Origin of the sequence: Burkholderia sp. Ap-955 (assembly GCF_011753045.1) — a bacterium.
In the GTDB taxonomy this organism is placed as follows: domain Bacteria; phylum Pseudomonadota; class Gammaproteobacteria; order Burkholderiales; family Burkholderiaceae; genus Burkholderia; species Burkholderia lata_D.
Window position 1 is genome coordinate 1 of record NZ_VWWH01000036.1, and the last position, 23,290, is coordinate 23,290.

At 66.3% G+C, this 23,290-nt stretch carries 21 protein-coding genes; 18 read left to right on the forward strand and 3 right to left on the reverse strand.

Going from position 1 to position 23,290, the window contains the following annotated elements:
• From F3J15_RS19715 to F3J15_RS19745, 7 genes are all read left to right on the forward strand, one after another.
• Window positions 1–471, forward strand: a 471-nt coding sequence (locus F3J15_RS19715) for a MotA/TolQ/ExbB proton channel family protein (RefSeq protein ID WP_166893548.1), incomplete at its 5' end; no start/stop codon positions are given.
• 21 nt (window positions 472–492) lie between these two features.
• Window positions 493–954 (forward strand): biopolymer transporter ExbD, encoded by a 462-nt coding sequence (locus F3J15_RS19720; RefSeq protein WP_069247121.1) that lies wholly within the window; start codon window positions 493–495, stop codon window positions 952–954.
• Window positions 955–1,237: 283 nt separating this feature from the next.
• Complete coding sequence (leuS, locus tag F3J15_RS19725; protein WP_166893550.1) at window positions 1,238–3,832, forward strand: leucine--tRNA ligase; 2,595 nt, start codon at window positions 1,238–1,240, stop codon at window positions 3,830–3,832.
• 38 nt (window positions 3,833–3,870) lie between these two features.
• Window positions 3,871–4,425: an LPS assembly lipoprotein LptE gene (gene lptE / locus F3J15_RS19730; RefSeq protein ID WP_069247123.1), complete on the forward strand. Its 555-nt coding sequence runs from the start codon at window positions 3,871–3,873 to the stop codon at window positions 4,423–4,425.
• An 18-nt stretch (window positions 4,426–4,443) separates the two neighbouring features.
• Window positions 4,444–5,538: a DNA polymerase III subunit delta gene (gene holA, locus F3J15_RS19735; RefSeq protein WP_089444941.1), complete on the forward strand. Its 1,095-nt coding sequence runs from the start codon at window positions 4,444–4,446 to the stop codon at window positions 5,536–5,538.
• Between the two features lie 138 nt (window positions 5,539–5,676).
• Window positions 5,677–6,948 (forward strand): glutamate-5-semialdehyde dehydrogenase, encoded by a 1,272-nt coding sequence (locus F3J15_RS19740; protein ID WP_166893552.1) that lies wholly within the window; start codon window positions 5,677–5,679, stop codon window positions 6,946–6,948.
• A 19-nt stretch (window positions 6,949–6,967) separates the two neighbouring features.
• On the forward strand, window positions 6,968–7,390 hold the full coding sequence (locus tag F3J15_RS19745) for a CopD family protein (RefSeq protein ID WP_011350935.1): 423 nt from the start codon (window positions 6,968–6,970) through the stop codon (window positions 7,388–7,390).
• Between the two features lie 101 nt (window positions 7,391–7,491).
• Here the strand turns inward: F3J15_RS19745 and F3J15_RS19750 are convergent, their stop codons facing one another.
• The gene (locus F3J15_RS19750; protein WP_031398862.1) at window positions 7,492–8,340 is read right to left on the reverse strand and encodes a MurR/RpiR family transcriptional regulator; all 849 of its coding nucleotides are present in this window, start codon (window positions 8,338–8,340) and stop codon (window positions 7,492–7,494) included.
• Window positions 8,341–8,634: 294 nt separating this feature from the next.
• On the opposite strand from F3J15_RS19750, the gene edd reads away from it, so the two are divergent.
• From edd to F3J15_RS19775, 4 genes are all read left to right on the forward strand, one after another.
• Window positions 8,635–10,491, forward strand: coding sequence for a phosphogluconate dehydratase (edd, locus tag F3J15_RS19755; protein ID WP_166893554.1), 1,857 nt, complete (start codon window positions 8,635–8,637; stop codon window positions 10,489–10,491).
• A gap of 19 nt (window positions 10,492–10,510) precedes the next feature.
• A complete protein-coding gene (gene eda, locus F3J15_RS19760) occupies window positions 10,511–11,137 on the forward strand; it encodes a bifunctional 4-hydroxy-2-oxoglutarate aldolase/2-dehydro-3-deoxy-phosphogluconate aldolase (RefSeq protein WP_069247127.1) in 627 nt (208 codons plus the stop codon).
• A gap of 219 nt (window positions 11,138–11,356) precedes the next feature.
• Complete coding sequence (locus F3J15_RS19770) at window positions 11,357–12,718, forward strand: GntP family permease (RefSeq protein ID WP_089444944.1); 1,362 nt, start codon at window positions 11,357–11,359, stop codon at window positions 12,716–12,718.
• Window positions 12,719–12,731: 13 nt separating this feature from the next.
• Window positions 12,732–13,235: a gluconokinase gene (locus F3J15_RS19775; RefSeq protein WP_069247129.1), complete on the forward strand. Its 504-nt coding sequence runs from the start codon at window positions 12,732–12,734 to the stop codon at window positions 13,233–13,235.
• Window positions 13,236–13,312: 77 nt separating this feature from the next.
• Here the strand turns inward: F3J15_RS19775 and F3J15_RS19780 are convergent, their stop codons facing one another.
• Window positions 13,313–13,960, reverse strand: a complete 648-nt coding sequence (locus F3J15_RS19780; RefSeq protein WP_089444945.1) for a TetR/AcrR family transcriptional regulator C-terminal domain-containing protein — start codon at window positions 13,958–13,960, stop codon at window positions 13,313–13,315.
• A gap of 284 nt (window positions 13,961–14,244) precedes the next feature.
• On the opposite strand from F3J15_RS19780, the gene F3J15_RS19785 reads away from it, so the two are divergent.
• Window positions 14,245–15,666, forward strand: coding sequence for an FAD-dependent oxidoreductase (locus F3J15_RS19785; protein ID WP_166893556.1), 1,422 nt, complete (start codon window positions 14,245–14,247; stop codon window positions 15,664–15,666).
• 76 nt (window positions 15,667–15,742) lie between these two features.
• On the opposite strand, the gene purB is transcribed toward F3J15_RS19785, so the two are convergent.
• Window positions 15,743–17,131, reverse strand: coding sequence for an adenylosuccinate lyase (purB, locus tag F3J15_RS19790; protein WP_089439230.1), 1,389 nt, complete (start codon window positions 17,129–17,131; stop codon window positions 15,743–15,745).
• Window positions 17,132–17,361: 230 nt separating this feature from the next.
• Between purB and F3J15_RS19795 the strand changes: the two genes are divergently transcribed.
• The 6 genes from F3J15_RS19795 to F3J15_RS19820 all read left to right on the forward strand — a co-directional run bounded on the left by F3J15_RS19795 (window position 17,362) and on the right by F3J15_RS19820 (window position 23,249).
• Complete coding sequence (locus tag F3J15_RS19795; RefSeq protein ID WP_046544936.1) at window positions 17,362–18,315, forward strand: LysR substrate-binding domain-containing protein; 954 nt, start codon at window positions 17,362–17,364, stop codon at window positions 18,313–18,315.
• A gap of 277 nt (window positions 18,316–18,592) precedes the next feature.
• Entirely contained in the window at window positions 18,593–19,879 is a 1,287-nt protein-coding gene (locus F3J15_RS19800) for a Glu/Leu/Phe/Val dehydrogenase (protein ID WP_069247133.1), read from the forward strand.
• A 252-nt stretch (window positions 19,880–20,131) separates the two neighbouring features.
• Window positions 20,132–21,025 carry a glutamate/aspartate ABC transporter substrate-binding protein gene (locus F3J15_RS19805; RefSeq protein ID WP_166893558.1) on the forward strand — a complete coding sequence of 298 codons (894 nt, stop codon included), beginning with the start codon at window positions 20,132–20,134 and terminating at the stop codon, window positions 21,023–21,025.
• A gap of 84 nt (window positions 21,026–21,109) precedes the next feature.
• Window positions 21,110–21,850: an amino acid ABC transporter permease gene (locus F3J15_RS19810; RefSeq protein WP_089483431.1), complete on the forward strand. Its 741-nt coding sequence runs from the start codon at window positions 21,110–21,112 to the stop codon at window positions 21,848–21,850.
• The gene (gltK, locus tag F3J15_RS19815) at window positions 21,850–22,527 is read left to right on the forward strand and encodes a glutamate/aspartate ABC transporter permease GltK (RefSeq protein WP_069247135.1); all 678 of its coding nucleotides are present in this window, start codon (window positions 21,850–21,852) and stop codon (window positions 22,525–22,527) included. The genes F3J15_RS19810 and gltK overlap by 1 nt, the downstream gene beginning before the upstream one ends.
• Window positions 22,524–23,249, forward strand: a complete 726-nt coding sequence (locus F3J15_RS19820; protein ID WP_011350949.1) for an amino acid ABC transporter ATP-binding protein — start codon at window positions 22,524–22,526, stop codon at window positions 23,247–23,249. The genes gltK and F3J15_RS19820 overlap by 4 nt, the downstream gene beginning before the upstream one ends.
• Window positions 23,250–23,290 lie beyond the last annotated feature (41 nt).

Sequence of the window (23,290 nt, forward strand, 5' to 3'; positions counted from 1 at the left end):
ATCGCCGCGCTCGCCGGCGCCGATCGCGAGCGCGTGTTCGTGCCGCTCGCCGAAGCCGCGCGCGATGCGGCCGACGACCACGACCCGGCCGCGCTGGCCGCGCGCGTCGAGCGCAGCGAACGCGTGCTGCGCGCGTTGCGGCACGCGATGCTGCGCTCGCAGCGGCGTCTCGAATTCGGCCAGGTGCTGCTCGCGTCGATCGGCAGCACCGCGCCGTTCGTCGGGCTGCTCGGCACCGTGTGGGGTATCTACCACGCGCTCGGCAGCATCGCCGCGAGCGGGCAGGCGCAGATCGAGAACGTCGCGGGGCCGGTCGGCGAGGCGCTGATCATGACCGCGTTCGGCCTCGTCGTCGCGATTCCGGCGGTGCTGGCCTACAACATCCTCGGGCGCCTCGTGCGGCAGCTCGCCGAGGAACTCGACGGCTTCGCGCGCGACCTGCACGTGTTCGTGTGCGCGCAGGAAGCGTGAACCGGCCCCGGAGGAGCGACCATGGCATTCGGCGGACTCGAGCACCACAAGACCTCCGCGCCGATGGCGGAGATCAACATGACCCCGCTGATCGACGTGATGCTGGTGCTGCTCGTCATCTTCATCATCACCGCGCCGCTGATGACGCACGCGATCCGGCTCGACCTGCCGAAGGTCGCGGCCAGCGTCGCGCGTGACACGCCGCAATCCGTCACCTTGTCGATCGACGACGCGGGCAAGCTGTATTGGGATGATTCACCGGTCGCGCTCGATGCGCTGCCCGCGCGCTTCCGGGCCGCCGCCGCGGGCGGCGCGCCGCCCGAATTGCGGCTGCGCGCGTCGCGTGCGACCCGCTACGACGTGATCGCGCAGGTGATGGGGGCCGCGCAGGCCGCCGGCCTTACGCGGATCGGTTTCGTGACCGACGTGCCGCCGCAGGCGGGCGGTTCAGCGGCGGCGCCTGCCGTGCCGGCCAACCGCTGAGCGGGCCCGTCCCCGCCGCGGGATCGGGCCGCGCGCTGCAAGACGGGTCGAATGGGCCGGCGCGGGCGGTATAATCAACGTTTTTCCCGGTTGGCAGGCTTTTTTCAGGTAACCCGGAATTTTCCAGGCTACCCGGGCATGCTGCGGGTTACCCGGAAAATGCCCGGAAACCGCGAACAGGTCCGGCAACAGCGAACCTGCAGGTCCGCCGGGCAAGCACGATTTTCGATCCACTCCTGCGCGCGCGCCGTCGCGTCGCTTAAAGCCTAGTCCGAACCACACCATGCACGAGAGATACGTACCCGCCGACGTCGAAGCCGCCGCCCAGGGCGACTGGCGCGCAGCCGATGCCTACAAGACGAAGGAAGATTCGCAGAAGCCGAAGTTCTACTGCGTGTCGATGCTGCCGTACCCGTCCGGTAAGCTGCACATGGGTCACGTGCGCAACTACACGATCAACGACGTGATGTACCGCTATCTGCGGATGAACGGCTACAACACGCTGATGCCGATGGGCTGGGACGCGTTCGGGATGCCGGCCGAGAACGCCGCGATGGCGAACGGCGTGCCGCCCGCGAAGTGGACCTACGACAACATCGACTACATGAAGGGCCAGATGCAGTCGATGGGCCTCGCGATCGACTGGTCGCGCGAAATCGCGACGTGCAAGCCCGACTACTACAAATGGAACCAGTGGCTGTTCCTGAAGATGCTCGAGAAGGGCATCGCGTACAAGAAGACGGGCACCGTGAACTGGGACCCGGTCGATCAGACCGTGCTCGCGAACGAGCAGGTGATCGACGGCCGCGGCTGGCGGTCGGGCGCGCTCGTCGAGAAGCGCGAGATCCCGATGTACTACCTGCGCATCACGCAGTACGCGGATGAGCTGCTGAACGACCTCGACGGCCTCGGCTGGCCCGAGCGCGTGAAGATCATGCAGCAGAACTGGATCGGCAAGAGCTTCGGCGTGAACTTCGGCTTCCCGTACGAACTCGACGGCGAGAAGAAGCTGCTGCGCGTGTTCACGACGCGTGCGGACACGATCATGGGCGTCACCTTCTGCGCGATCGCGGCCGAGCATCCGCTCGCCACGCGCCTCGCGCAGGACAAGCCGGAACTGCTGGCGTTCATCGACGAATGCAAGCGCGGCGGCGTCGCCGAAGCCGACGTCGCGACGATGGAGAAGAAGGGCGTCGCGACGGGTTTCTCGGTCGCGCACCCGCTGACCGGCGAGCCGGTCGAGGTGTGGATCGGCAACTACGTGCTGATGAGCTATGGCGAAGGCGCGGTGATGGGCGTGCCGGGCCACGACGAACGCGATTTCGCGTTCGCGAAGAAATACGACCTGCCGATCAAGCAGGTGATCTCGGCCGAAGGCCAGCAGTACTCGCTCGACGCATGGCAGGAGTGGTACGGCGACAAGGAAGTCGCGGTCTGCGTGAACAGCGGCAAGTACGACGGCCTGCACTACGCGCAAGCCGTCGACGCGGTCGCGGCCGACCTGAAGGCCGGCGGCTTCGGCGACAAGCAGGTCACGTGGCGCCTGCGCGACTGGGGCGTGTCGCGCCAGCGCTACTGGGGCACGCCGATCCCGATCATCCACTGCCCGTCGTGCGGCGACGTGCCGGTGCCCGAGCAGGATCTGCCCGTCGTGCTGCCGGAAGACCTCGTGCCGGACGGCTCGGGCAACCCGCTCGCGAAGTCGGAAGCGTTCCTGAACTGCACGTGCCCGAAGTGCGGCGCGGCCGCGAAGCGCGAAACCGACACGATGGACACCTTCGTCGATTCGTCGTGGTACTTCTCGCGCTACACGGCGCCGGACGCCGAGACGATGGTCGACGCGCGCACCGACTACTGGATGCCGATGGACCAGTACATCGGCGGCATCGAGCACGCGATCCTGCACCTGCTGTATTCGCGCTTCTGGACCAAGGTGATGCGCGACCTCGGCCTCGTGAAGTTCGGCGAGCCGGCGAAGAACCTGCTCACGCAGGGCATGGTGCTGAACGAGACGTACTACCGCGAGGACGCATCGGGCAAGAAGACCTGGTACAACCCGCTCGACGTGACGGTCACGCACGACGACAAGGGCCGCCCGGTCGGCGCGACGCTGAATGCGGACGGCCAGCCGGTCGTGCTCGGCGGCATCGAGAAGATGTCGAAGTCGAAGAACAACGGCGTCGATCCGCAGCTGTTGATCGACCAGTACGGCGCCGATACCGCGCGCCTGTTCACGATGTTTGCCGCGCCGCCCGAGCAGCAGCTCGAGTGGTCGGGTGCGGGCGTCGAGGGCGCGAGCCGCTTCCTGCGCCGCGTGTGGAGCTTCGGCGCGACGAACCGCGAAGCGCTCGCCGCGCGCGCGGGCTTCGATGCGGCCGCGCTCGGCGAAGCCGACAAGGCGCTGCGCCGCGAGATCTACAGCGTGCTGAAGCAGGCCGATTTCGACTACCAGCGCCTGCAGTACAACACGGTCGTGTCGGCCGCGATGAAGATGCTGAACGCGATCGACGGCGCGAAGGGCGCGATGCCGGGCGTGCTGCGCGAAACGTACGGCGTGCTGCTGCGCGTGCTGTACCCGGTCGTGCCGCACGTCACGTTCGAGCTGTGGAAGGCGCTGGGCTACGCGGACGAATTCGGCCCGCTGCTCGACGCACCGTGGCCGAAGGTCGACGAGGCCGCGCTCGAGCAGGCCGAGATCGAACTCGTGCTGCAGGTGAACGGCAAGGTGCGCGGCGCGCTGAAGGTGGCGAAGGACGCGAGCCGCGAGGCGATCGAAGCCGCGGCAGTGGCCGACGACGCGTTCGCGAAGTTCAGCGACGGCAAGCCGGCGAAGAAGATCGTCGTCGTGCCGGGCCGCCTCGTGAACATCGTCGTCTGACGGCCGCCGGCCATCGGACGTACCCAGAAGGAGCGAAGGTGATCCGCAGATCGTTTTTGATGCTCGCTGTCGGCAGCGCGGTTGCGCTGTCGGCATGCGGCTTCCAGTTGCGCGGCCAGCAGGACTACGCGTTCAAGCACCTGCTGATCGCCGGCGCGCCGGCGCCGGTCGAGGCGCGTCTCGTGCGCCTCGTCGAGGCCGGCAGCGACACGAAGATCGTCAAGTCGGCGGACGACGCCGATGCCGTGCTGACCATGTGGGAATCGCGTGGCCAGAACACGCTGACGCTCAACAAGTACGGCTCGGCGCAGGAATACGCGCTCTTCTATACGTTGCGTTATCAGTTGACGAGCAAGGACGGCACCGTGCTGATCCCGCCGAGCGCGATCGCGCTGAACCGCGCGATGACGTACAGCGATCAGTACACGAACGCGAAGGCGCAGGAAGCGGACCTCCTGTACGCCGACATGCAGAGCGATGCGGTCGACCAGCTGATGCGGCGTCTCGCGATCGTCCATTCGCTGACGCCGGCGCCGGAAGACGTGGTGCCGGGCGTCGCACCGCGCGCGCCGTTGCCGCCGCCGCCGCTCTGATCGACGGCGCACGTATCGATGCAATTGCGACTTGATGCGCTGGAGCCGCACCTCGCGAAGGGGTTGGCCGGGCTCTATACCGTCTACGGCGACGAGCCGCTGCTCGCGCAGGAAGCGTGCGACCGCATTCGTGCGGCCGCGCGCGCGGCCGGCTTCACCGAGCGCTCGGTGCATACGGTCGAGCGCGGCTTCGACTGGAGCGTGCTGCTCGGCGCGACCCAGGCGATGTCGCTGTTCGGCGAGCGCCAGCTGATCGAGCTGCGCATTCCGTCGGGCAAGCCCGGCAAGGAAGGCGCCGATGCGCTGAAGACGCTCGCGGCCACGCCGAACCCCGACGCGCTGATGCTCGTCACGTTGCCGCGTCTCGACGCGGCAACGCAGAAATCCGCGTGGTTTACCGCGCTGCAGAACGGCGGCGTCGCGCTGAAGATCGATCCGGTCGACCGCGCGCAGCTGCCGAACTGGATCGGACAGCGCCTCGCGATGCAGGGCCAGCGCGCCGCGCCCGGCGAGGACGGGCGGCGCGCGCTGCAGTTCATCGCCGAGCGCGTCGAAGGCAACCTGCTCGCCGCACACCAGGAAATCCAGAAGCTCGGGCTGCTGTATCCGCAGGGCGCGCTGTCGTTCGAGCAGGTGCACGACGCGGTGCTGAACGTCGCGCGTTACGACGTCTTCAAGCTGAACGAAGCCATGCTCGCCGGCGACGCCGCGCGGCTCGCGCGGATGATCGACGGGCTGAAGGGCGAGGGCGAGGCGATCGTGCTCGTGATGTGGGCCGTCGTCGAGGAATTGCGCACGCTGCTGCGGATCAAGCGCGGCACGACGGCCGGCAAGCCGCTCGCGACGCTGCTGCGCGAGAACCGCGTGTGGGGGCCGCGCGAGCGGCTGATCGGCCCCGCGCTGAATCGCGTGTCCGAAGCCGCGCTCGAGAAGGCGCTCGCGTTTGCCGCGAAGCTCGACCGTCAGGTCAAGGGGCTCACGGCCGTCGCGCCGGGCCGCCGCACGCAGGACGAACCGCCGCCCGATCCGTGGGACGGGCTGTTCCAGCTCGCGATGACGGTGGCCGGTGCCCGCGGCGAGCGACCGCCGACCGCGGGGCGCGTGCGACGCTAAGTCCCGTTCGGGCCTTCAGCGCGCGCTGCGCAACCCGCTTACAATGTTTTGATGGCTGGCGCGGCCTCCCGGCCGCCGCCGCTCACGCTTCCCCACGAATTCATGCCGCCCAGCGCGGCGCGCTTCTCGAGTCACACGATGGATATCGATCAGTACATGACCGACCTGGGCCGTCGCGCCCGGCACGCTTCCCGCGCGATGGCGCGCGCCAGCACGGCGGCGAAGAACGCGGCGCTCGACGCCGTGGCGCGCGCGATCGAACGCGATGCGCAGGTGCTGAAGGACGCGAATGCCCGCGATGTCGCCCGTGCCCGTGAAAAGGGGCTCGATGCGGCGTTCGTCGATCGCCTGACGCTGTCGGACAAGGCGCTGAAGACGATGGTCGAAGGCTTGCGCCAGGTGGCGTCGCTGGCCGATCCGATCGGCGAGATCAGCAACCTCAAGTACCGCCCGAGCGGCATTCAGGTCGGCCAGATGCGTGTGCCGCTCGGCGTGATCGGCATCATCTACGAATCGCGCCCGAACGTGACGATCGACGCGGCCGCGCTGTGCCTGAAGTCGGGCAACGCGACGATCCTGCGCGGCGGCTCCGAGGCGCTCGAGTCGAACGCGGCGCTCGCGAAGCTAATCGGCGAAGGGCTCGAGGCGGCCGGCCTCCCGCAGGACGCGGTGCAGGTCGTCGCGACGGCCGATCGCGCGGCGGTCGGCAAGCTGATCACGATGACCGAATACGTCGACGTGATCGTGCCGCGCGGCGGCAAGAGCCTGATCGAGCGCCTGATCAACGAGGCGCGCGTGCCGATGATCAAGCACCTCGACGGCATCTGCCACGTGTACGTCGACGATCGCGCCGATCTCGAGAAGGCGCTGACCGTCTGCGACAACGCGAAGACGCACCGCTACGGCACCTGCAACACGATGGAGACGCTGCTCGTGTCGAGCGGTATCGCGGCGAAGCTGCTGCCGCCGCTCGGCAAGCTGTATCGCGACAAGCAGGTCGAACTGCGCGTCGATGCGGCCGCGCGCGCGGTGCTCGCCGATGCGGGCGTCGGCCCGCTCGTCGACGCAACCGAGGAAGACTGGCACACCGAGTATCTCGCGCCGGTGCTCGCGATCAAGGTCGTCGACGGCCTCGACGCAGCGATCGAGCACATCAACCATTACGGCTCGCACCACACGGACGCGATCGTCACCGAGGATCACGACCGCGCGATGCGGTTCCTGCGCGAAGTCGATTCGGCGAGCGTGATGGTCAACGCGTCGACGCGCTTCGCGGACGGCTTCGAATTCGGCCTCGGCGCGGAAATCGGCATCTCGAACGACAAGCTGCACGCACGCGGCCCCGTCGGCCTGGAAGGGCTGACGTCGCTGAAGTACGTCGTGCTCGGCCACGGCGAAGGCCGCCAGTAAACAGCGAGGCACACAATCGATGGCGATGCTCTGGGTCAAGACGTTCCATATCGTTCTGATCGCCGCGTGGTTTGCAGGGTTGTTCTACCTGCCGCGCATCTACGTGAACCTGGCCATGGAAACCGATCCGGCCGCCGTGCGCCGCCTGCTGCTGATGGCACGCAAGCTGTTCCGCTTCATGACGATGATCGCGGTGCCGGCGCTGGCCTGCGGGTTGTGGCTCTGGCTGTCGATCGGCATCGGGCAGGGGCAGGGCTGGATTCACGCGAAGGTGACGGTCGTGCTGCTGCTCATCGTCTATCACGCGTATTGCGGGCACCTGCTGCGGGTGTTCGAGCGTGGCGAGAACCGCCGCACCGACAAGTGGTATCGCGTGTTCAACGAGTTGCCGGTGCTCGGCATGCTCGCGGCGGTCGCGCTGGTCGTGATCAAGCCGTTCTGAGCGGCATTGCCGGCGCAGTAGCCGGCGCCGCCTGATGTGCAACGGCGCCCCGCGGGGCGCCGTTTGTCGTTTACGCGCCCGTGGTTGGTGCGGGCGTCTGCTCAATCCTTCGTGCCGTCGTCGATGCGGCGGCGCGTGATCGCCTCCTTCGCACGGCCGACCCGTTCCATCAGCGCGGGGCCGCGTGACAGCGCGACGCCGACCGCGAGGATGTCGCCGATCGCGAGATGCGACATCCGCGACGTCATCGGTGAGAACACGTCCGTTTCCTCCGCCACGTTCGACGCGAGACTCACTGTCGCGAGCTTCGCGAGCGGCGAATGGCTCTGCGTGATCGCGACGACCTTCGCACCGCACGCGAGCGCGGAGCGCGCCGCGTCGACGATGTCGCGCGTGCGGCCGGTGTTCGAGATCGCGACGACGACGTCGTGCGGGCCGAGCAGCGCCGACGACATCGAGAACGTGTGCGGATCCGAATACGCGACGCTCGGCACGCCGAGCCGGAAGAACTTGTGCTGGATGTCTTGTGCGGCGATGCCCGAGCCGCCGGCGCCGTAGAACTCGATCCGCGATGCGTTCGACAGCAGCGCGATCGCCTCGGCGACGCTGCCGGCGGACAGGCTGTTGCGCACCTCGATCAGTGCGCCGATCGTGCGGTCGAACACCTTGCCGATGATGCCGGGCGCCGGTTCGTCGGGCTCGACGTCGCGATAGACCGACGACACGCCCGGCGCGACGCTCTGCGCGAGCCGAATCTTGAATTCGCGGAAGCCGCTGCAGCCGAGCGCCTGGCAGAAGCGGGCGATCGTCGGCTGGCTGACGCCCGCGCGCGTCGACAGCTCGGTCATCGCGAGGTCGAGCACCTCGCGCGGCGCGGCAAGGATGTAGTCGGCGAGCTTGCGCTCGGACGGGCGCAACTCGGTGCGGATCGCTTCAATGCGGGGCAGCATGGGGCGGCAGGCAGAAATCGGGTTCGGATGAGCGAGTGTATCGCAATCGAATTGTAGAAAATCTACATGAAAATACTAGCTCAATCGTCGGTGATTCATGAGGTGGGTAGGGTTGATCATTAGGGTTTTCACTAGGTAAAGCCTTGCTGGTGGCGGGAATGAGGGTTGCGAGCATGCTGATCCGCATTGCATGCGTGTAGTTTTTCTACTAGACTGCTTTCGTTCGTTCGACGAAGCTCGACCGTCCCCACGATTCCAACCGCCGGTGTCGGCCGGCATACAGGAGCGCCCAGCATGACGTCGCTGCACCCCACTCTGGCGAAGGTCACCGAACGCGTGATCGCCCGCAGCCAATCGACCCGTTTCGCCTATCTGCAGCGCATCGACGGCGCGCAGGGCAAGTTCCCGGCACGCGGCGCGCTGTCGTGCGCGAACCTCGCGCACGGCTTCGCCGGCCTCGAAGGTAACGACAAGTTCTCGATCAAGGCGATCCGCGAGCCGAACATCGGCATCGTGTCCTCGTACAACGAGATGCTGTCCGCGCATGCGCCGTACAAGGATTTCCCCGAGATCATCAAGGCGGCCGCGCGCGAGAACGGCGGTGTCGCGCAGTTCGCGGGCGGCGTGCCGGCGATGTGCGACGGCGTCACGCAGGGCAACCCGGGGATGGAGCTGTCGCTGTTCTCGCGCGAGGCGATCGCGATGGGCACGGCGATCGCGCTCACGCACAACATGTTCGACGCGGCGCTCTGCCTCGGCATCTGCGACAAGATCGTGCCGGGCCTCTTGATCGGCGCGCTGCAGTTCGGCCACCTGCCGACGATCTTCGTGCCGGCCGGCCCGATGACGAGCGGCCTGTCGAACGACGACAAGGCGAAGATCCGCCAGCAGTTCGCGACCGGCCAGGTCGGCCGCGACGCGCTGCTCGAAGCCGAATCGGCCGCGTATCACGGCCACGGCACCTGCACGTTCTACGGCACCGCGAACAGCAACCAGATGCTGATGGAGTTGATGGGGCTGCACCTGCCGGGTTCGGCATTCGTCCACCCGCACACCCCGCTGCGCACCGCGCTGACGGCCGAGGCTGCGCGCCGCGTGCTCGACCTGACCGTCGAGCGCGGCCACTACACGCCGATCGGCCACGTGATCGACGAGAAGGCGATCGTCAACGGGATCGTCGCGCTGCTCGCGACGGGCGGCTCGACCAACCACACGCTGCACCTCGTCGCGATCGCGCGCGCGGCCGGCATCCTGATCGACTGGAACGATTTCGACGAACTGTCGGCCGTCGTGCCGCTGCTCGCGAAGATCTACCCGAACGGCAAGGCAGACGTGAACCATTTCCACGCGGCGGGCGGCGTGGCCTTCCTGGTACGCAACCTGCTCGAAGGCGGGCTGCTGCACGAGGACGTGACGACGGTCGCCGGCAAGGGTCTCGCGCACTACACGAAGGAGCCGAAGCTGATCGACGGCAAGCTCACGTGGGTCGACGGCGCGGCCGAGAGCCACGACACGAAGGTGCTGCGCGGTATCCGCGACCCGTTCCAGCCGGACGGTGGCCTGCGCCTGATGCAGGGCCGCCTCGGCCGCGGCGTGATCAAGATTTCGGCGGTCGCGCCCGAGCACCGCAAGGTGACGGCGCCCGCGATCGTGTTCGATTCGCAGGAAGCCGTGCAGGAAGCATTCGATCGCGGCGAGCTGAAGCGCGATTTCGTCGCGGTGGTGCGCTTCCAGGGCGCGCGCGCGAACGGGATGCCCGAACTGCACCGTTTGACGCCGCTGCTCGGCGTGCTGCAGGATCAGGGCTTCCACGTTGCGCTGGTCACCGACGGCCGCATGTCGGGCGCGTCGGGCAAGGTGCCGGCCGTGATCCACGTGTCGCCGGAAGCGCTGCTGGCCGGCCCGCTCGGCAAGGTGAAGACGGGCGATACGCTCGTGATCGACGCGGAAGCCGGTGTGCTCGACATCGAGGTCGACGCCGCCGAGTGGCAGGCGCGCCCGGTCGCGCAGCCGCTGCACCAGGCCGAGAACGAGGTCGGTTTCGGGCGTGAACTGTTCGGCGTGTTCCGCGCGGCCGCCGCGCCGGCCGAGCAGGGCGCATCGGTTTTCGGCGCGCTGGTCGGCGAAACGGCCGCCCACGTCGCCGCATGAATTTCAAGGAGCCAATTCAATGAAGACGATTGCTGAAATCGTGAAGCTGGGCCCGGTCATCCCGGTGCTCGCATTCGACTCGGTCGAGCAGGGTGAACACGTGTCGCGTGCACTGCACGCAGGCGGCGTGAAGGTGCTCGAGATCACGCTGCGCACGCCGGCCGGCCTGGAAGCGATCCAGCGCGCCAGCCAGCTCGCGGACGACATCGTCGTCGGCGTCGGCACGATCACGAAGCCCGAGCATTGCGAGCAGGCGAAGCGCGCGGGCGCGAAGTTCGGCGTGTCGCCGGGCCTGACGAAGGAGCTGCACCTCGCGTCGCTCGACGCGGGCCTGCCGCTGCTGCCGGGCGTGATGACGCCGAGCGACATCATCCAGGCGCTCGAATTCGGCTACGAGATCGTGAAGTTCTTCCCCGCGCAGCAAGCGGGCGGCGTGCCGATGCTGCAGGCGTTCCACGGCCCGTTCCCGGCGCTGAAGTTCTGCCCGACCGGCGGCATCACCGTCGACACCGCGCCCAATTTCCTGAAACTGCCGAACGTCGTGTGCGTCGGCGGCTCGTGGCTCACGCCGAAAGCCGCGCTCGCCGCGCAGGACTGGGCCGAAGTCACGCGCCTCGCGCAAGCCGCGAGCCAACTGCCCCGCTAAGCCTTGTACCAGATGACGGTTTGGCCCTCGGAAAGCAAGCGTTAGTGCTTGTTTTGCCGAGGGTTTTTGCTGATGGAACCGGTTCTATCCGCGGACCGTAAAGATAAGTAAAATTCAGCGTCCTGACGGGGTGGGTACCCCCCGTGTTTCGGAGACCTGCATAGCCGGGCATACTCGCAACAACTCGCCCGGTTCGAACAATTCTAGGAGGAGTGCCACATGGGGGCTGTCCAAGGCAGCATGCTGCTCGTATTCACGCTGATCGCGATTGCCGCGCTGATCCTGATGATCGCGCGCTACAAGATCTACCCGTTCCTGGTGCTGATCATCGTGTCGCTCGGCCTCGGCCTGGTCGTCGGCATGCCGATGGACAAGATCGTCAAGTCGTTCGAGACGGGCACCGGCGGTACGCTCGGCCACATCGCGATCGTCGTCGGCCTCGGCACGATGCTCGGCAAGATGATGGCCGAATCGGGCGGCGCCGAACGGATCGCGACCACGCTGATCGACTGGTTCGGTGAAAAGAACATCCACTGGGCGATGATGTTCGTCGCGATCATCGTCGGCCTGCCGGTGTTCTTCGAAGTCGGCTTCGTGCTGCTGATCCCGATCGCGTTCAACGTCGCGAAGCGCACCGGCAAGTCGCTGCTCGTCGTCGGCCTGCCGATGGTGGCCGGCCTGTCCGTCGTGCACGGCCTGATCCCGCCGCACCCGGCTGCGCTGTTGGCCGTTCAGCAATACGGCGCCGATATCGGCAAGACGATCGCGTTCGGCCTGATCGTCGGCGTGCCGACCGCGATCATCGCGGGCCCGCTGTTCGCGCTGACGATCTCGAAGTTCGTGAAGCTGCCGGAGAACAACCCGCTCGCCGCGCAGTTCGTCGAGTCGCACACGGATGGCCGCAAGCGTGAACTGCCGAGCTTCGGCATCACGCTGTTCACGATCCTGCTGCCCGTCGTGCTGATGCTGGTCGGCAGCTGGGCCGACTTGGTGTTCACGCCGAAGTCGCTGCCGAACAACCTGCTGCGCTTCGCCGGCAACTCGGACGTCGCGCTGCTGATCGCCGTGCTCGTGAGCTTCTTCACGTTCGGCAAGCTGCAGGGCTTCAACCGCGACCAGATCCAGAAGTTCTGCAGCGAGTGCCTGGCACCGATCGCCGGCATCACGCTGATCGTCGGCGCGGGCGGCGGCTTCGGCGGTGTCCTGCGCGACAGCGGGATTTCGCAGCAGATCGTCGAGACCGCGAAGCACGCGCACCTGTCGCCGCTGCTGCTCGGCTGGTTCGTCGCCGCGCTGATGCGTCTCGCGACGGGTTCGGCGACGGTCGCGATGACGACGGCCTGCGGCATCGTCGCGCCGATCGCGGCGGCGTCCGGCGCGGCGGTCAGCCCGGAGCTGCTGGTGCTCGCCACCGGCTCGGGCTCGCTGATCTTCTCGCACGTGAACGACGGCGGTTTCTGGCTGATCAAGGAATATTTCGGGATGACGGTCGGTCAGACGTTCAAGACCTGGTCGTTGCTCGAAACGATCATCTCGGTGCTCGGCCTCGGCTTTACACTGCTGCTGAGCATGGTTCTGTAACAAGGGGTAGTCAATGATTCTGATCGCAATGGGCGTGTCGGGCGCCGGCAAGTCGCTGATTGGCGAAATGCTGGCGGAACGCCTGTCGTGCAGCTATACCGATGGCGACGCGTTTCACAGCGCGGCGAACAAGGAAAAGATGCACCACGGCATTCCGCTGACCGACGACGACCGCTGGCCGTGGTTGCGCACGATCCGCGCGGCCATCGAGGAAAAGCAGCGTGCCGGTGAGACGGCCGTGTTCACATGCTCGTCGCTGAAGCGCTCGTACCGCGACGTGCTGCGCGGCACCGACACCGACGTGCGGTTCGTGTATCTGAAGGGTTCGTTCGAGGTGTTGCACGAGCGCCTGAAGAGCCGCACCGGCCATTTCTTCGATCCGTCGCTGCTGAAGAGCCAGCTCGACACGCTCGAGGAGCCGGGCCCGGACGAAGCGATCGAGGTCAGCATCGAGCTGACGCCCGAACAGATCGTCGATCAGGTCATGCTGAAGCTCGGCATCGCGCAGCAGCACTGAGCGCGGTTCGCGGCAATCGTCATGGAAAAGGCGCCTTCGGGCGCCTTTTTCGTTGGCGGCTCGTCGTCGCGGGCCGGTCAGGCCTCGGGCGCCTGCTTCGCGATGCCGTCGAGCAGTACGTCGAGCATCGTGTCGTGCACGGCCGCCGGATCGAGCTGCGCGTAGAGCGGGGCGGCCGCCTTGACGAGCGGATGCGCGGCGTCGGACAGCGCTTCCATTTCCGCGAGCTCGACGTCGTTCGCGGCGCGCGTGAGGCCGCCGGCTTCGGCGGCGGCAAGGCCGATCACGCTCGCATACCAGCCGACGCACACCGACGGCAGCGCCGCGCGCGGGATGCCGGCGTCGGCCAGCGCGCGATGCACGGCCTCGATGTGCGCGAGATCGGCCGGCCCGGTACTCATGTGCCGCTGCAGCAGCGCGAACGCGGCCGGGTAGCGCAGCGCGAGCGCGCGGTACTGGCGTGCGAGGTCGCGCAGCCGTTCGCGCCACGGCAGTGATGGATCGACCGGCACGAGCGAGCGCGACAGCGCGTTCGCGATCGCGCGGCTCAGGCCTTCCTTCGACTTGAAGTGGTACAGCACGCTCATCGGGTCGCAGCCGACCGACTGCGCGAGCTTGCGCACGCTGAACGCGGCTTCGCCGACGTCTTCGAGCAGCGCGAGTGCGGCCGCGACGATCGCATCCTTGTCGAGGCCGCGCGGGCCTTGGGCGGGTTTGTCTTTCATCGATGCGGGCTGGCGTGCCGGTGCGGCACCGGCTGTAAACTTGACGAAAGCTTATTCTACACTGTAGAATTATTTCTGCGGTGTAGAAATTGGGTGTCCCGGCACCTTTCAATACGTGCTTTCGCACAGTCCGGGATCCAGGCGGCACGAGCGTGCCTGCCGTCAACACGGGCCATCACGCCCCTTTTCTCGTTGACACCCATGTGGAACCGGCTGCCCCACCCGCGAAGCCTCGAAGCAACGAGGCCCTTCGACAGGCGGCCCAAGACCATGCAAGTGCAATCATGACGTCCAATAACCAACCCCTGATCCAGGGCGAATCGCGTTTCGAACAAACGCAACTGAACATCGAAAAAGACAACTGGAACTGGTGCGACCCGGCCCGCTACGACGGCGAGCGTCCGGCGAACTGGTACGAGGCGTCGCTGTCCCGCCATGCGAACAGCGCGCCGCTCGCGCACGATGCCGTCTGCGACGTGCTCGTGATCGGCGCGGGCCTGCTCGGCGCATCGGCCGCGCTGCATCTCGCGGAAGCGGGTGTCGACACGATCCTCGTCGACAAGCACCACGTCGGCTCGGCCGCATCGGGCCGCAACGGCGGGCAGCTCACGCCCGGCCTCGCGCGCTGGGAAGCCGCCGACATGATCGACTACCTGTCGCACGACGACGCGAAGCGGCTGTGGCGCTTCGCGTCGGCCGAATCGATGGACCTGATCGATGCGATCGGCGCACGTTACGCGCTGGCGCTCGATCGCAAGCGCGGGCACATTACGGCGGCGGTCCACCCGGGCCACATGAGCGCGCTGCTGGACGGCGCGGATGCGCGCCGCCATCTCGGCGACGCGGGCGTGACGCTCGTCGGCCGCCATCAGCTGCATGACGACTACGTGCGCTCGGGGCTGTACCACGGCGCGGCGATCGACGCGATCGGCGGGCAGATTCATCCGCTCGCGCTGGTGCGCGGCCTCGTGCACGGCTTCCGGCTGAACGGCGGCGCGCTGTTCGAGGGCACCGAGGTGCTCGAGCTCGACGAGACGCCGGACGGCGTCGTCGCGACGACGCCGGGCGGCACGATCACCGCGCGCAAGGGCGTCGTGCTCGCACTGCACAACACGACGTTCCGGCTGCTCGACGACGGCGCGGCGACCACGGTGCCGTTCTTTACCTACGTGAGCGTGACGGCGCCGCTCGATGTCGACGTCGCGACGCTGATGCCGGCCGGCATGCCGGTGTACGACACGCAGTTCCAGATCGACTATTACCGGCCGGTACGCGGCAACCGCCTGCTGTTCGGCGGGCAGGGCACCGGCACCTGCTGGGCGCAGCCCGACGTGAACGCGTACCTGCTGACGCGGCTGAACACGGTGTTCCCGCAGCACGACGGCCGGTTCGCGCTCGACTACTGCTGGAGCGGCGTCAGCGACTTCACGCTGAACGGCGCGACCGACAGCCGCAAGACCGACGGCCGTGTGCCGATGTACATGGTGCAGGGCTGGAGCGGCCACGGCGTCGCGCAGACGGTGCGGATCGGCAAGGCGATCTGCGACGATTTCGTCGGCCGTAACGACGATTTCTCGATGCTGACCGGCATCGACCATCGCGCGATTCCGCTCGGCCGCCACTTGTCGCCGATCGCGATTCCCGCCGCGAAGGCCGCGATGAGCGTGATGAGCGCGCTCAATCCGGGGCGGATGATTTCGTTCTGACCGGCTGCGACAGGCAACAAAAAAGCCCGATGCGATTGCTCGCGTCGGGCTTTTTTACGTGCGGAGACGGGGGCGCTTACGCGATCCGCTTCGCGAGTTCGACGGCCTTGCCGATGTACGACGCCGGCGTCATCGCGAGCAGGAGATCCTTCGCCTCTTGCGGGATCGCGAGCGTGCCGACGAATTCCTGCAGCGCTTCGCGCGTGATGCCCTTGCCGCGCGTCAGTTCCTTCAGCTGCTCGTACGGGTTCTCGATGCCGTAGCGGCGCATCACCGTCTGCACCGGCTCGGCGAGCACTTCCCAGCAGTTGTCGAGGTCTTCGTTCAGGCGCTGCGGGTTCACTTCGAGCTTGTCGAGGCCGCGGATCAGCGAGTCGTATGCGAGCAGCGAGTAGCCGAGCGCGACGCCCATGTTGCGCAGCACCGTCGAGTCGGTCAGGTCGCGCTGCCAGCGTGACACCGGCAGCTTGTCGGCGAGGTGGCGCAGCGTTGCGTTCGCGAGGCCGAGGTTGCCTTCCGAGTTCTCGAAGTCGATCGGGTTGACCTTGTGCGGCATCGTCGACGAGCCGATTTCACCGGCCTTCGTCTTCTGCTTGAAGTAGCCGACCGAGATGTAGCCCCACACGTCGCGGTCGAGGTCGAGCAGGATCGTGTTCGCGCGCGCCACGGCGTCGAACAGCTCGGCCATGTAATCGTGCGGTTCGATCTGGATCGTGTACGGGTTGAACGTGAGCTTCAGGCGATTCTCGATCACGTCGCGCGAGAACGCTTCCCAGTCGAATTCCGGATACGCGGAGAGATGCGCGTTGAAGTTGCCGACCGCGCCGTTCATCTTGCCGAGGATCTCGACCTTCTCGATGCGCGTGATCGCACGGGCGAGGCGGGCCGCGACGTTCGCGAGTTCCTTGCCGAGCGTCGTCGGGCTGGCCGGCTGGCCGTGCGTGCGCGACAGCATCGGCTGCTCGGCGTGCGCGTGCGCGAGTGCGACGAGGCGCTGGTAGACCGTGCGCAGCGCCGGCAGGATCACGTGTTCGCGCGCGCCGGCGAGCATCATGCCGTGCGACGTGTTGTTGATGTCTTCCGACGTGCACGCGAAGTGGATGAATTCGCTGGCCTTTTCGAGTTCTTCCTGGCCCTTCACCGATTCCTTCAGCCAGTATTCGACGGCCTTCACGTCGTGGTTCGTCACGCGCTCGATGTCCTTGATGCGGGCGGCGTCGTGCGCGGTGAAGCGCTCGGCGAGCTGCAGCAGGAACTGTTCGGACGCATCGGAGAAGCGCGGGACTTCCGCGAAGCCGGCGCGCGACAGCGCGATCAGCCAGTGCACCTCGACGGTGACGCGGTGGCGCATGAAGGCGGCTTCGGAGAGCCAGTCGCGCAGCGCTTCGGTCTTGCTGGCGTAGCGGCCGTCGATGGGTGAAAGCGCGGTGAGGGCGAAAAGCGTATCGGGACGAGTGTCGGACATGATCGGGCGGGCTTTGGGGCCGGGTCGAGCGAGGGGAGGAGAATCCGGCATTTTACCATCGGCGCGGGACGATCCCGGTCGCGTGCGGCCGGCGGGCGCTGCCGCGTGCGGATACCGCGCCGGCGCCGGTTCGCGGCGGGGCGCCGGGCCGCTCGCCACACCGCCGGCCGGCCCCGCCCGCCGGTAGAATGCAGGCTTCTTCCCGACCGCCGCCCGCCGCGCCCGCCTGCATGGAACTGAAATGGCTCGAAGACTTCGTCTCGCTCGCGGAAACGCGCAGCTTTAGCCGGTCCGCCGAGCTGCGGCACGTGTCGCAGCCGGCGTTTTCGCGGCGCATCCAGGCGCTCGAGGCATGGCTCGCGACCGAACTGATCGATCGTTCGGTCTATCCGACGCGGCTGACGCAGGCCGGGCAGATCTTCTACGAACAGGCGCTGACGATGCTGTCGCAGGCGCACGAGGCGCGCACGCTGCTGCGCGGCCACGTCGGCGCGCCGGTGCCGACGATCGAGTTTGCGGTGCCGCACACGCTGTCGCTCACGTATTTCCCGCGCTGGCTGCAGCGGATCGAGGCGAAGATGGGCCAGGTCCACACGCGGCTGCGCGCGCTGAACGTGCACGACGCGGTGCTGTCGCTCGTCGAGGGCGGCTGCGATCTCGTGATGGGCTACCACCACCCGAGCCATCCGGTCGCGCTCGACCCGGCGCGCTACGACATGCTGATCCTCGGCAGCGAGCCGATCAGCCCGTTCTCGGCGCCGGGCCGCGCGGGGCGGCCGCGCTATACGCTGCCCGGCACGGCCGACGCGCGCGTGCCGTACCTGTCATATACGCCGAACGCGTATCTCGGCCGGATGACGGAAGTCATCGTCGCGAATGCGACGACACCGCTGTTCCTCGATCGCGTCTACGAGACCGACATGGCGGAAGGGCTGAAGGCGATGGCGCTCGCGGGCCACGGCATCGCGTTCCTGCCGCACAGCGCGGTCGAGGATGCGGTCGCGGGCGGGCGTTTGATCCGGCTCGACCGGTCGGTGCGCGGCGGCGCGCACCCGTTCACGCTGACGATGGAGATCCGGCTGTACTGCGACAAGCTCGCGCTGCAGGGCGACGATCCCCGCCAGAAGCTCGTGCGTGCGCTGTGGGACGTCGTGCGCGACGAGCTGCGCGAAACCGCGGGTTAACCGTGGGCGGTTAACCGTCGCGCAGGCGGGCCGGCCTGCTGTCGCCGAGCTTGCGATGCCTGTCGGGCGGCTGTCCGGCGGCCTTCCCTCATCCAGGAAATACGATTTTTCACGCACGCGATGCACGGTCGATCGCGTGCGTTCTTGCGCAAATCGACCGCGGATTTGCGAAAAATCGCGATCATGCAAGAAACGCATAATCGAATAAGCAAACGGCATTGGATAAAAAAAACGGGTTTTTCGACAATGTGCGCACCTGTTGACCGTTGGAGCTTCCATGTCTTCGCAATTGCAGTCCATCCCGTCCTACCTGCACGCCGACGATCTCGGCCCGTGGGGCAACTACCTTCAGCAAGTCGATCGCGTCGCGCCGTACCTCGGCTCGCTGTCGCGCTGGCTCGAAACGCTGAAGCGCCCGAAGCGCATCCTGATCGTCGACTGCCCGATCGAGCTCGACAACGGTACCGTCGCGCACTTCGAAGGCTATCGCGTGCAGCACAACGTGTCGCGCGGCCCGGGCAAGGGCGGCGTGCGTTACCACCAGGACGTGACGCTGTCGGAAGTGATGGCACTGTCCGCATGGATGTCGGTCAAGAACGCGGCCGTGAACGTGCCGTACGGCGGCGCGAAGGGCGGTATCCGCGTCGACCCGCGCAAGCTGTCGCGTGGTGAGCTCGAGCGCGTGACGCGCCGCTACACCAGCGAAATCGGCATCATCATCGGCCCGAACACCGACATTCCGGCGCCGGACGTCAACACCAACGAACAGGTGATGGCGTGGATGATGGACACGTACTCGATGAACCAGGGCCAGACGTCGACCGGCGTCGTGACCGGCAAGCCGATCGCGCTCGGCGGTTCGCTCGGCCGCAAGGAAGCAACGGGCCGCGGCGTGTTCGTCGTCGGCAGCGAAGCGGCGAAGAAGAAGGGCCTGGAAATCGAAGGCGCACGCATCGCGGTGCAGGGCTTCGGCAACGTCGGCGGCATCGCGGCGAAGCTGTTCCAGGAAGCGGGTGCAAAGGTGATCGCGGTGCAGGATCACACGGGCACGATCTACCAGCCGGCCGGTCTGGATTCGAACAAGCTGCTCGACCACGTCGCACACACGGGCGGCGTCGCGGGCTTCGAAGGCGCGGAACCGATGCCGAATGACGAGTTCTGGACCGTCGAAACCGACATCCTGATCCCGGCGGCACTGGAAAACCAGATCACCGAGAAGAACGCAGGGAAGATCCGCACGAAGATCATCGTCGAAGGCGCGAACGGCCCGACGACGACGGCGGCGGACGACATCCTGACCGCGAACGGCGTGCTGGTGATCCCGGACGTAATCGCGAACGCGGGTGGCGTGACCGTGTCGTACTTCGAATGGGTGCAGGATTTCTCGAGCTTCTTCTGGACGGAAGACGAGATCAACCACCGTCTCGAACGCGTGATGCGCGAAGCGTTCTCCGGCGTGTGGGCGGTCGCGGAAGAGCACAAGGTGTCGGTGCGTACCGCAGCGTTCATCGTTGCGTGCAAGCGCATCCTGATGGCGCGCGAAATGCGTGGCCTCTACCCCTGATCGGCGGTTGCCGATTTCAGATCGGTTGACTACGATCAATCCATGACGCAATCCATCCGGTTGCGTGCATGAACCCTCGCGGGCGGTGCCGAATCCGGCATCGCCCGCGCGCGCATTCAGGCGCTGGAAGGGGCGCCCGAAGCCGGGAGGAAGGCTTCGCGCAGCGCGATTCGTAGTGCGGTAAACAACCAGTACTTTCAAAAATATTACTTTGATACACTGGCGCGGGTTTTAGCCAAGGAGATGACCAAAATGAAATACCAAAAGGCAGTCCTGATGTTCGCGGCGCTTTGCGCGTTCGCAAATGGCGCGCATGCTCAGGAGACGGGCACGCTGAAGAAGATCAAGGACACGGGCGTGATCGCGCTGGGGCACCGCGAATCGTCGATTCCGTTCTCCTACTACGACCAGAACCAGCAGGTGGTCGGCTATTCGCGCGAATTCCAGCTGAAGGTGGTCGACGCGGTGAAGAAGAAGCTGAACCTGCCGAACCTGCAGGTGAAGAACATTCCGGTCACGTCGCAGAACCGCATCCCGCTCGTGCAAAACGGCACGGTCGACATCGAGTGCGGCTCGACGACCAACAACGCGGAACGCCAGCAGCAGGCCTCGTTCTCCGACACGATCTTCGTGATCGGCACGCGCCTGATGACGAAGAAGGATTCGGGCGTCAAGGATTTCGCCGACCTGAAGGGCAAGACGGTCGTGACCACCGCCGGCACGACGTCGGAGCGCCTGCTGCGCAAGATGAACAACGACAAGCAGCTCGGCATGAACATCATCAGCGCGAAGGATCACGGCGATTCGTTCAATACGCTGGAATCGGGCCGCGCGGTCGCGTTCATGATGGACGACGCGCTGCTCGCGGGCGAGCGCGCGAAGGCGAAGCAGCCGGGCGAGTGGGTGATCGTCGGCACGCCGCAATCGGAAGAAGCGTACGGCTGCATGATGCGCAAGGGCGATACGGAGTTCAAGAAGGTCGTCGACGACGCGATCTCGCAAGTCGAGAAGTCGGGCGAAGCCGCGAAGATCTACGCGAAATGGTTCGAGAACCCGATCCCGCCGAAGGGGCTGAACCTGAACTTCCCGCTGTCCGATTCGATGAAGAAGCTGTACGCGAACCCGAACGACAAGGCGCTCGACTGACCATACGGCCGTTGATGCAGAAATGACGCTAATGAGACGGAAGAGGCCCCGCTTCTTCCGTCTCTTTTTGCTGGAGTCTTGCCCATGTCTTACCACTGGAACTGGGGCATCTTCCTGAGCCCCGTCTCGACCGGCGAGCCGACGACTTATTTCGGATGGCTGATGTCCGGCTTCTGGGTGACCATCGAAGTGTCGCTCGTCGCCTGGGTCATCGCGCTGATCGTCGGTTCGCTGTTCGGCGTGCTGCGCACCGTGCCGAACAAATGGCTGTCCGCGATCGGTACCGTGTACGTGTCGATCTTCCGGAACATTCCGCTGATCGTGCAGTTCTTCATCTGGTATCTCGTGATACCGGAACTGCTGCCCGCATCGATCGGCACCTGGATCAAGCAGTTGCCGCCCGCCACGCAGTTCTTTACCGCGTCGATCATCTGTCTCGGCCTGTTCACGGGCGCGCGTGTGTGCGAACAGGTGCGCTCGGGGATCAACGCGCTGCCGAAGGGCCAGCGCGCCGCCGGTCTCGCGATGGGCTTCACGCAATGGCAGACGTACCGCTACGTGCTGCTGCCCGTTGCGTACCGGATCATCGTGCCGCCGCTCACGTCGGAATTCCTGAACATCTTCAAGAACTCCGCCGTCGCGTCGACGATCGGCCTGCTCGACCTGTCCGCGCAGGCGCGCCAGCTCGTCGACTACACCGCGCAGACGTATGAATCGTTCATCGCGGTGACGCTCGCCTACGTGATCATCAACCTCGTCGTGATGGCGTTCATGCGCTGGATCGAAGGCCGTACGCGGCTGCCCGGCTATATCGGAGGCAAGTGATGCATCAGTTCGACTGGAGTAGTATTCCCGGCGCGCTGCCGACGCTGTGGACGGGGGCGGTCGTCACGTTCCAGATCACGCTGATCGCGATCGTGGTCGGGATCGTCTGGGGCACGCTGCTCGCGCTGCTGCGGCTGTCCGGCGTGACGCCGCTCGCGTGGTTCGCGAAAGCGTACGTGACGGTGTTCCGTTCGATCCCGCTCGTGATGGTGCTGTTGTGGTTCTTCCTGATCGTGCCGCAGCTGCTGCAGGGCGTGCTCGGGTTGTCGCCGACGATCGACATCCGCCTCGCATCGGCGATGGTCGCGTTCTCGCTGTTCGAAGCCGCGTATTATTCCGAGATCATCCGCGCCGGCATCCAGTCGGTGCCGCGCGGGCAGGTGAACGCCGCGTTCGCGCTCGGCATGAACTACGCGCAGGCGATGCGCCTCGTGATCCTGCCGCAGGCGTTCCGCGCGATGGTGCCGCTGCTGCTCACGCAGGCGATCGTCCTGTTCCAGGATACGTCGCTCGTGTACGTGATCAGTCTCGCGGACTTCTTCCGCACGGCGGCCAACATCGGCGATCGCGACGGCACGACCGTCGAGATGGTCCTGTTCGCCGGCGCATGCTATTTCGTGATTTGCTCGTTGGCGTCCGCACTCGTCAAGGGTCTCCAGAAAAAGGTCACAAGATGATTTCCATCAAGAACGTTTCGAAGTGGTACGGCCAGTTTCAGGTTCTCACCGACTGCACGACCGAGGTCAAGAAAGGTGAAGTGGTCGTCGTGTGCGGCCCGTCGGGCTCGGGTAAATCCACGCTGATCAAGACCGTGAACGGCCTCGAGCCGTTCCAGCAGGGCGAGATCCTCGTGAACGGCCAGTCGGTCGGCGACAAGAAGACGAACCTGTCGAAGCTGCGCTCGAAGGTCGGGATGGTGTTCCAGCATTTCGAGCTGTTCCCGCACCTGTCGATTACCGAGAACCTGACGCTCGCGCAGGTCAAGGTGCTCGGCCGCGGCAAGGACGAGGCGAACGAGAAGGGCATGAAGCTGCTCGACCGCGTCGGCCTGAAGGCGCATGCGCACAAGTTCCCGGGCCAGCTGTCGGGCGGCCAGCAGCAGCGTGTCGCGATCGCGCGTGCGTTGTCGATGGACCCGATCGCGATGCTGTTCGACGAGCCGACGTCCGCGCTCGACCCCGAGATGATCAACGAAGTGCTCGACGTGATGGTCGAACTCGCGCAGGAAGGGATGACGATGATGGTCGTCACGCACGAGATGGGCTTCGCGAAGAAGGTCGCCCATCGCGTGATCTTCATGGACAAGGGCGCGATCGTCGAGGACGACCGCAAGGACGATTTCTTCTCGAATCCGAAATCGGAACGCGCGAAGGACTTCCTCGCGAAGATCCTGCACTGAGCGTTCGCGCGCGTCGGCGCTGCAGGTGCGCCGATACGAAA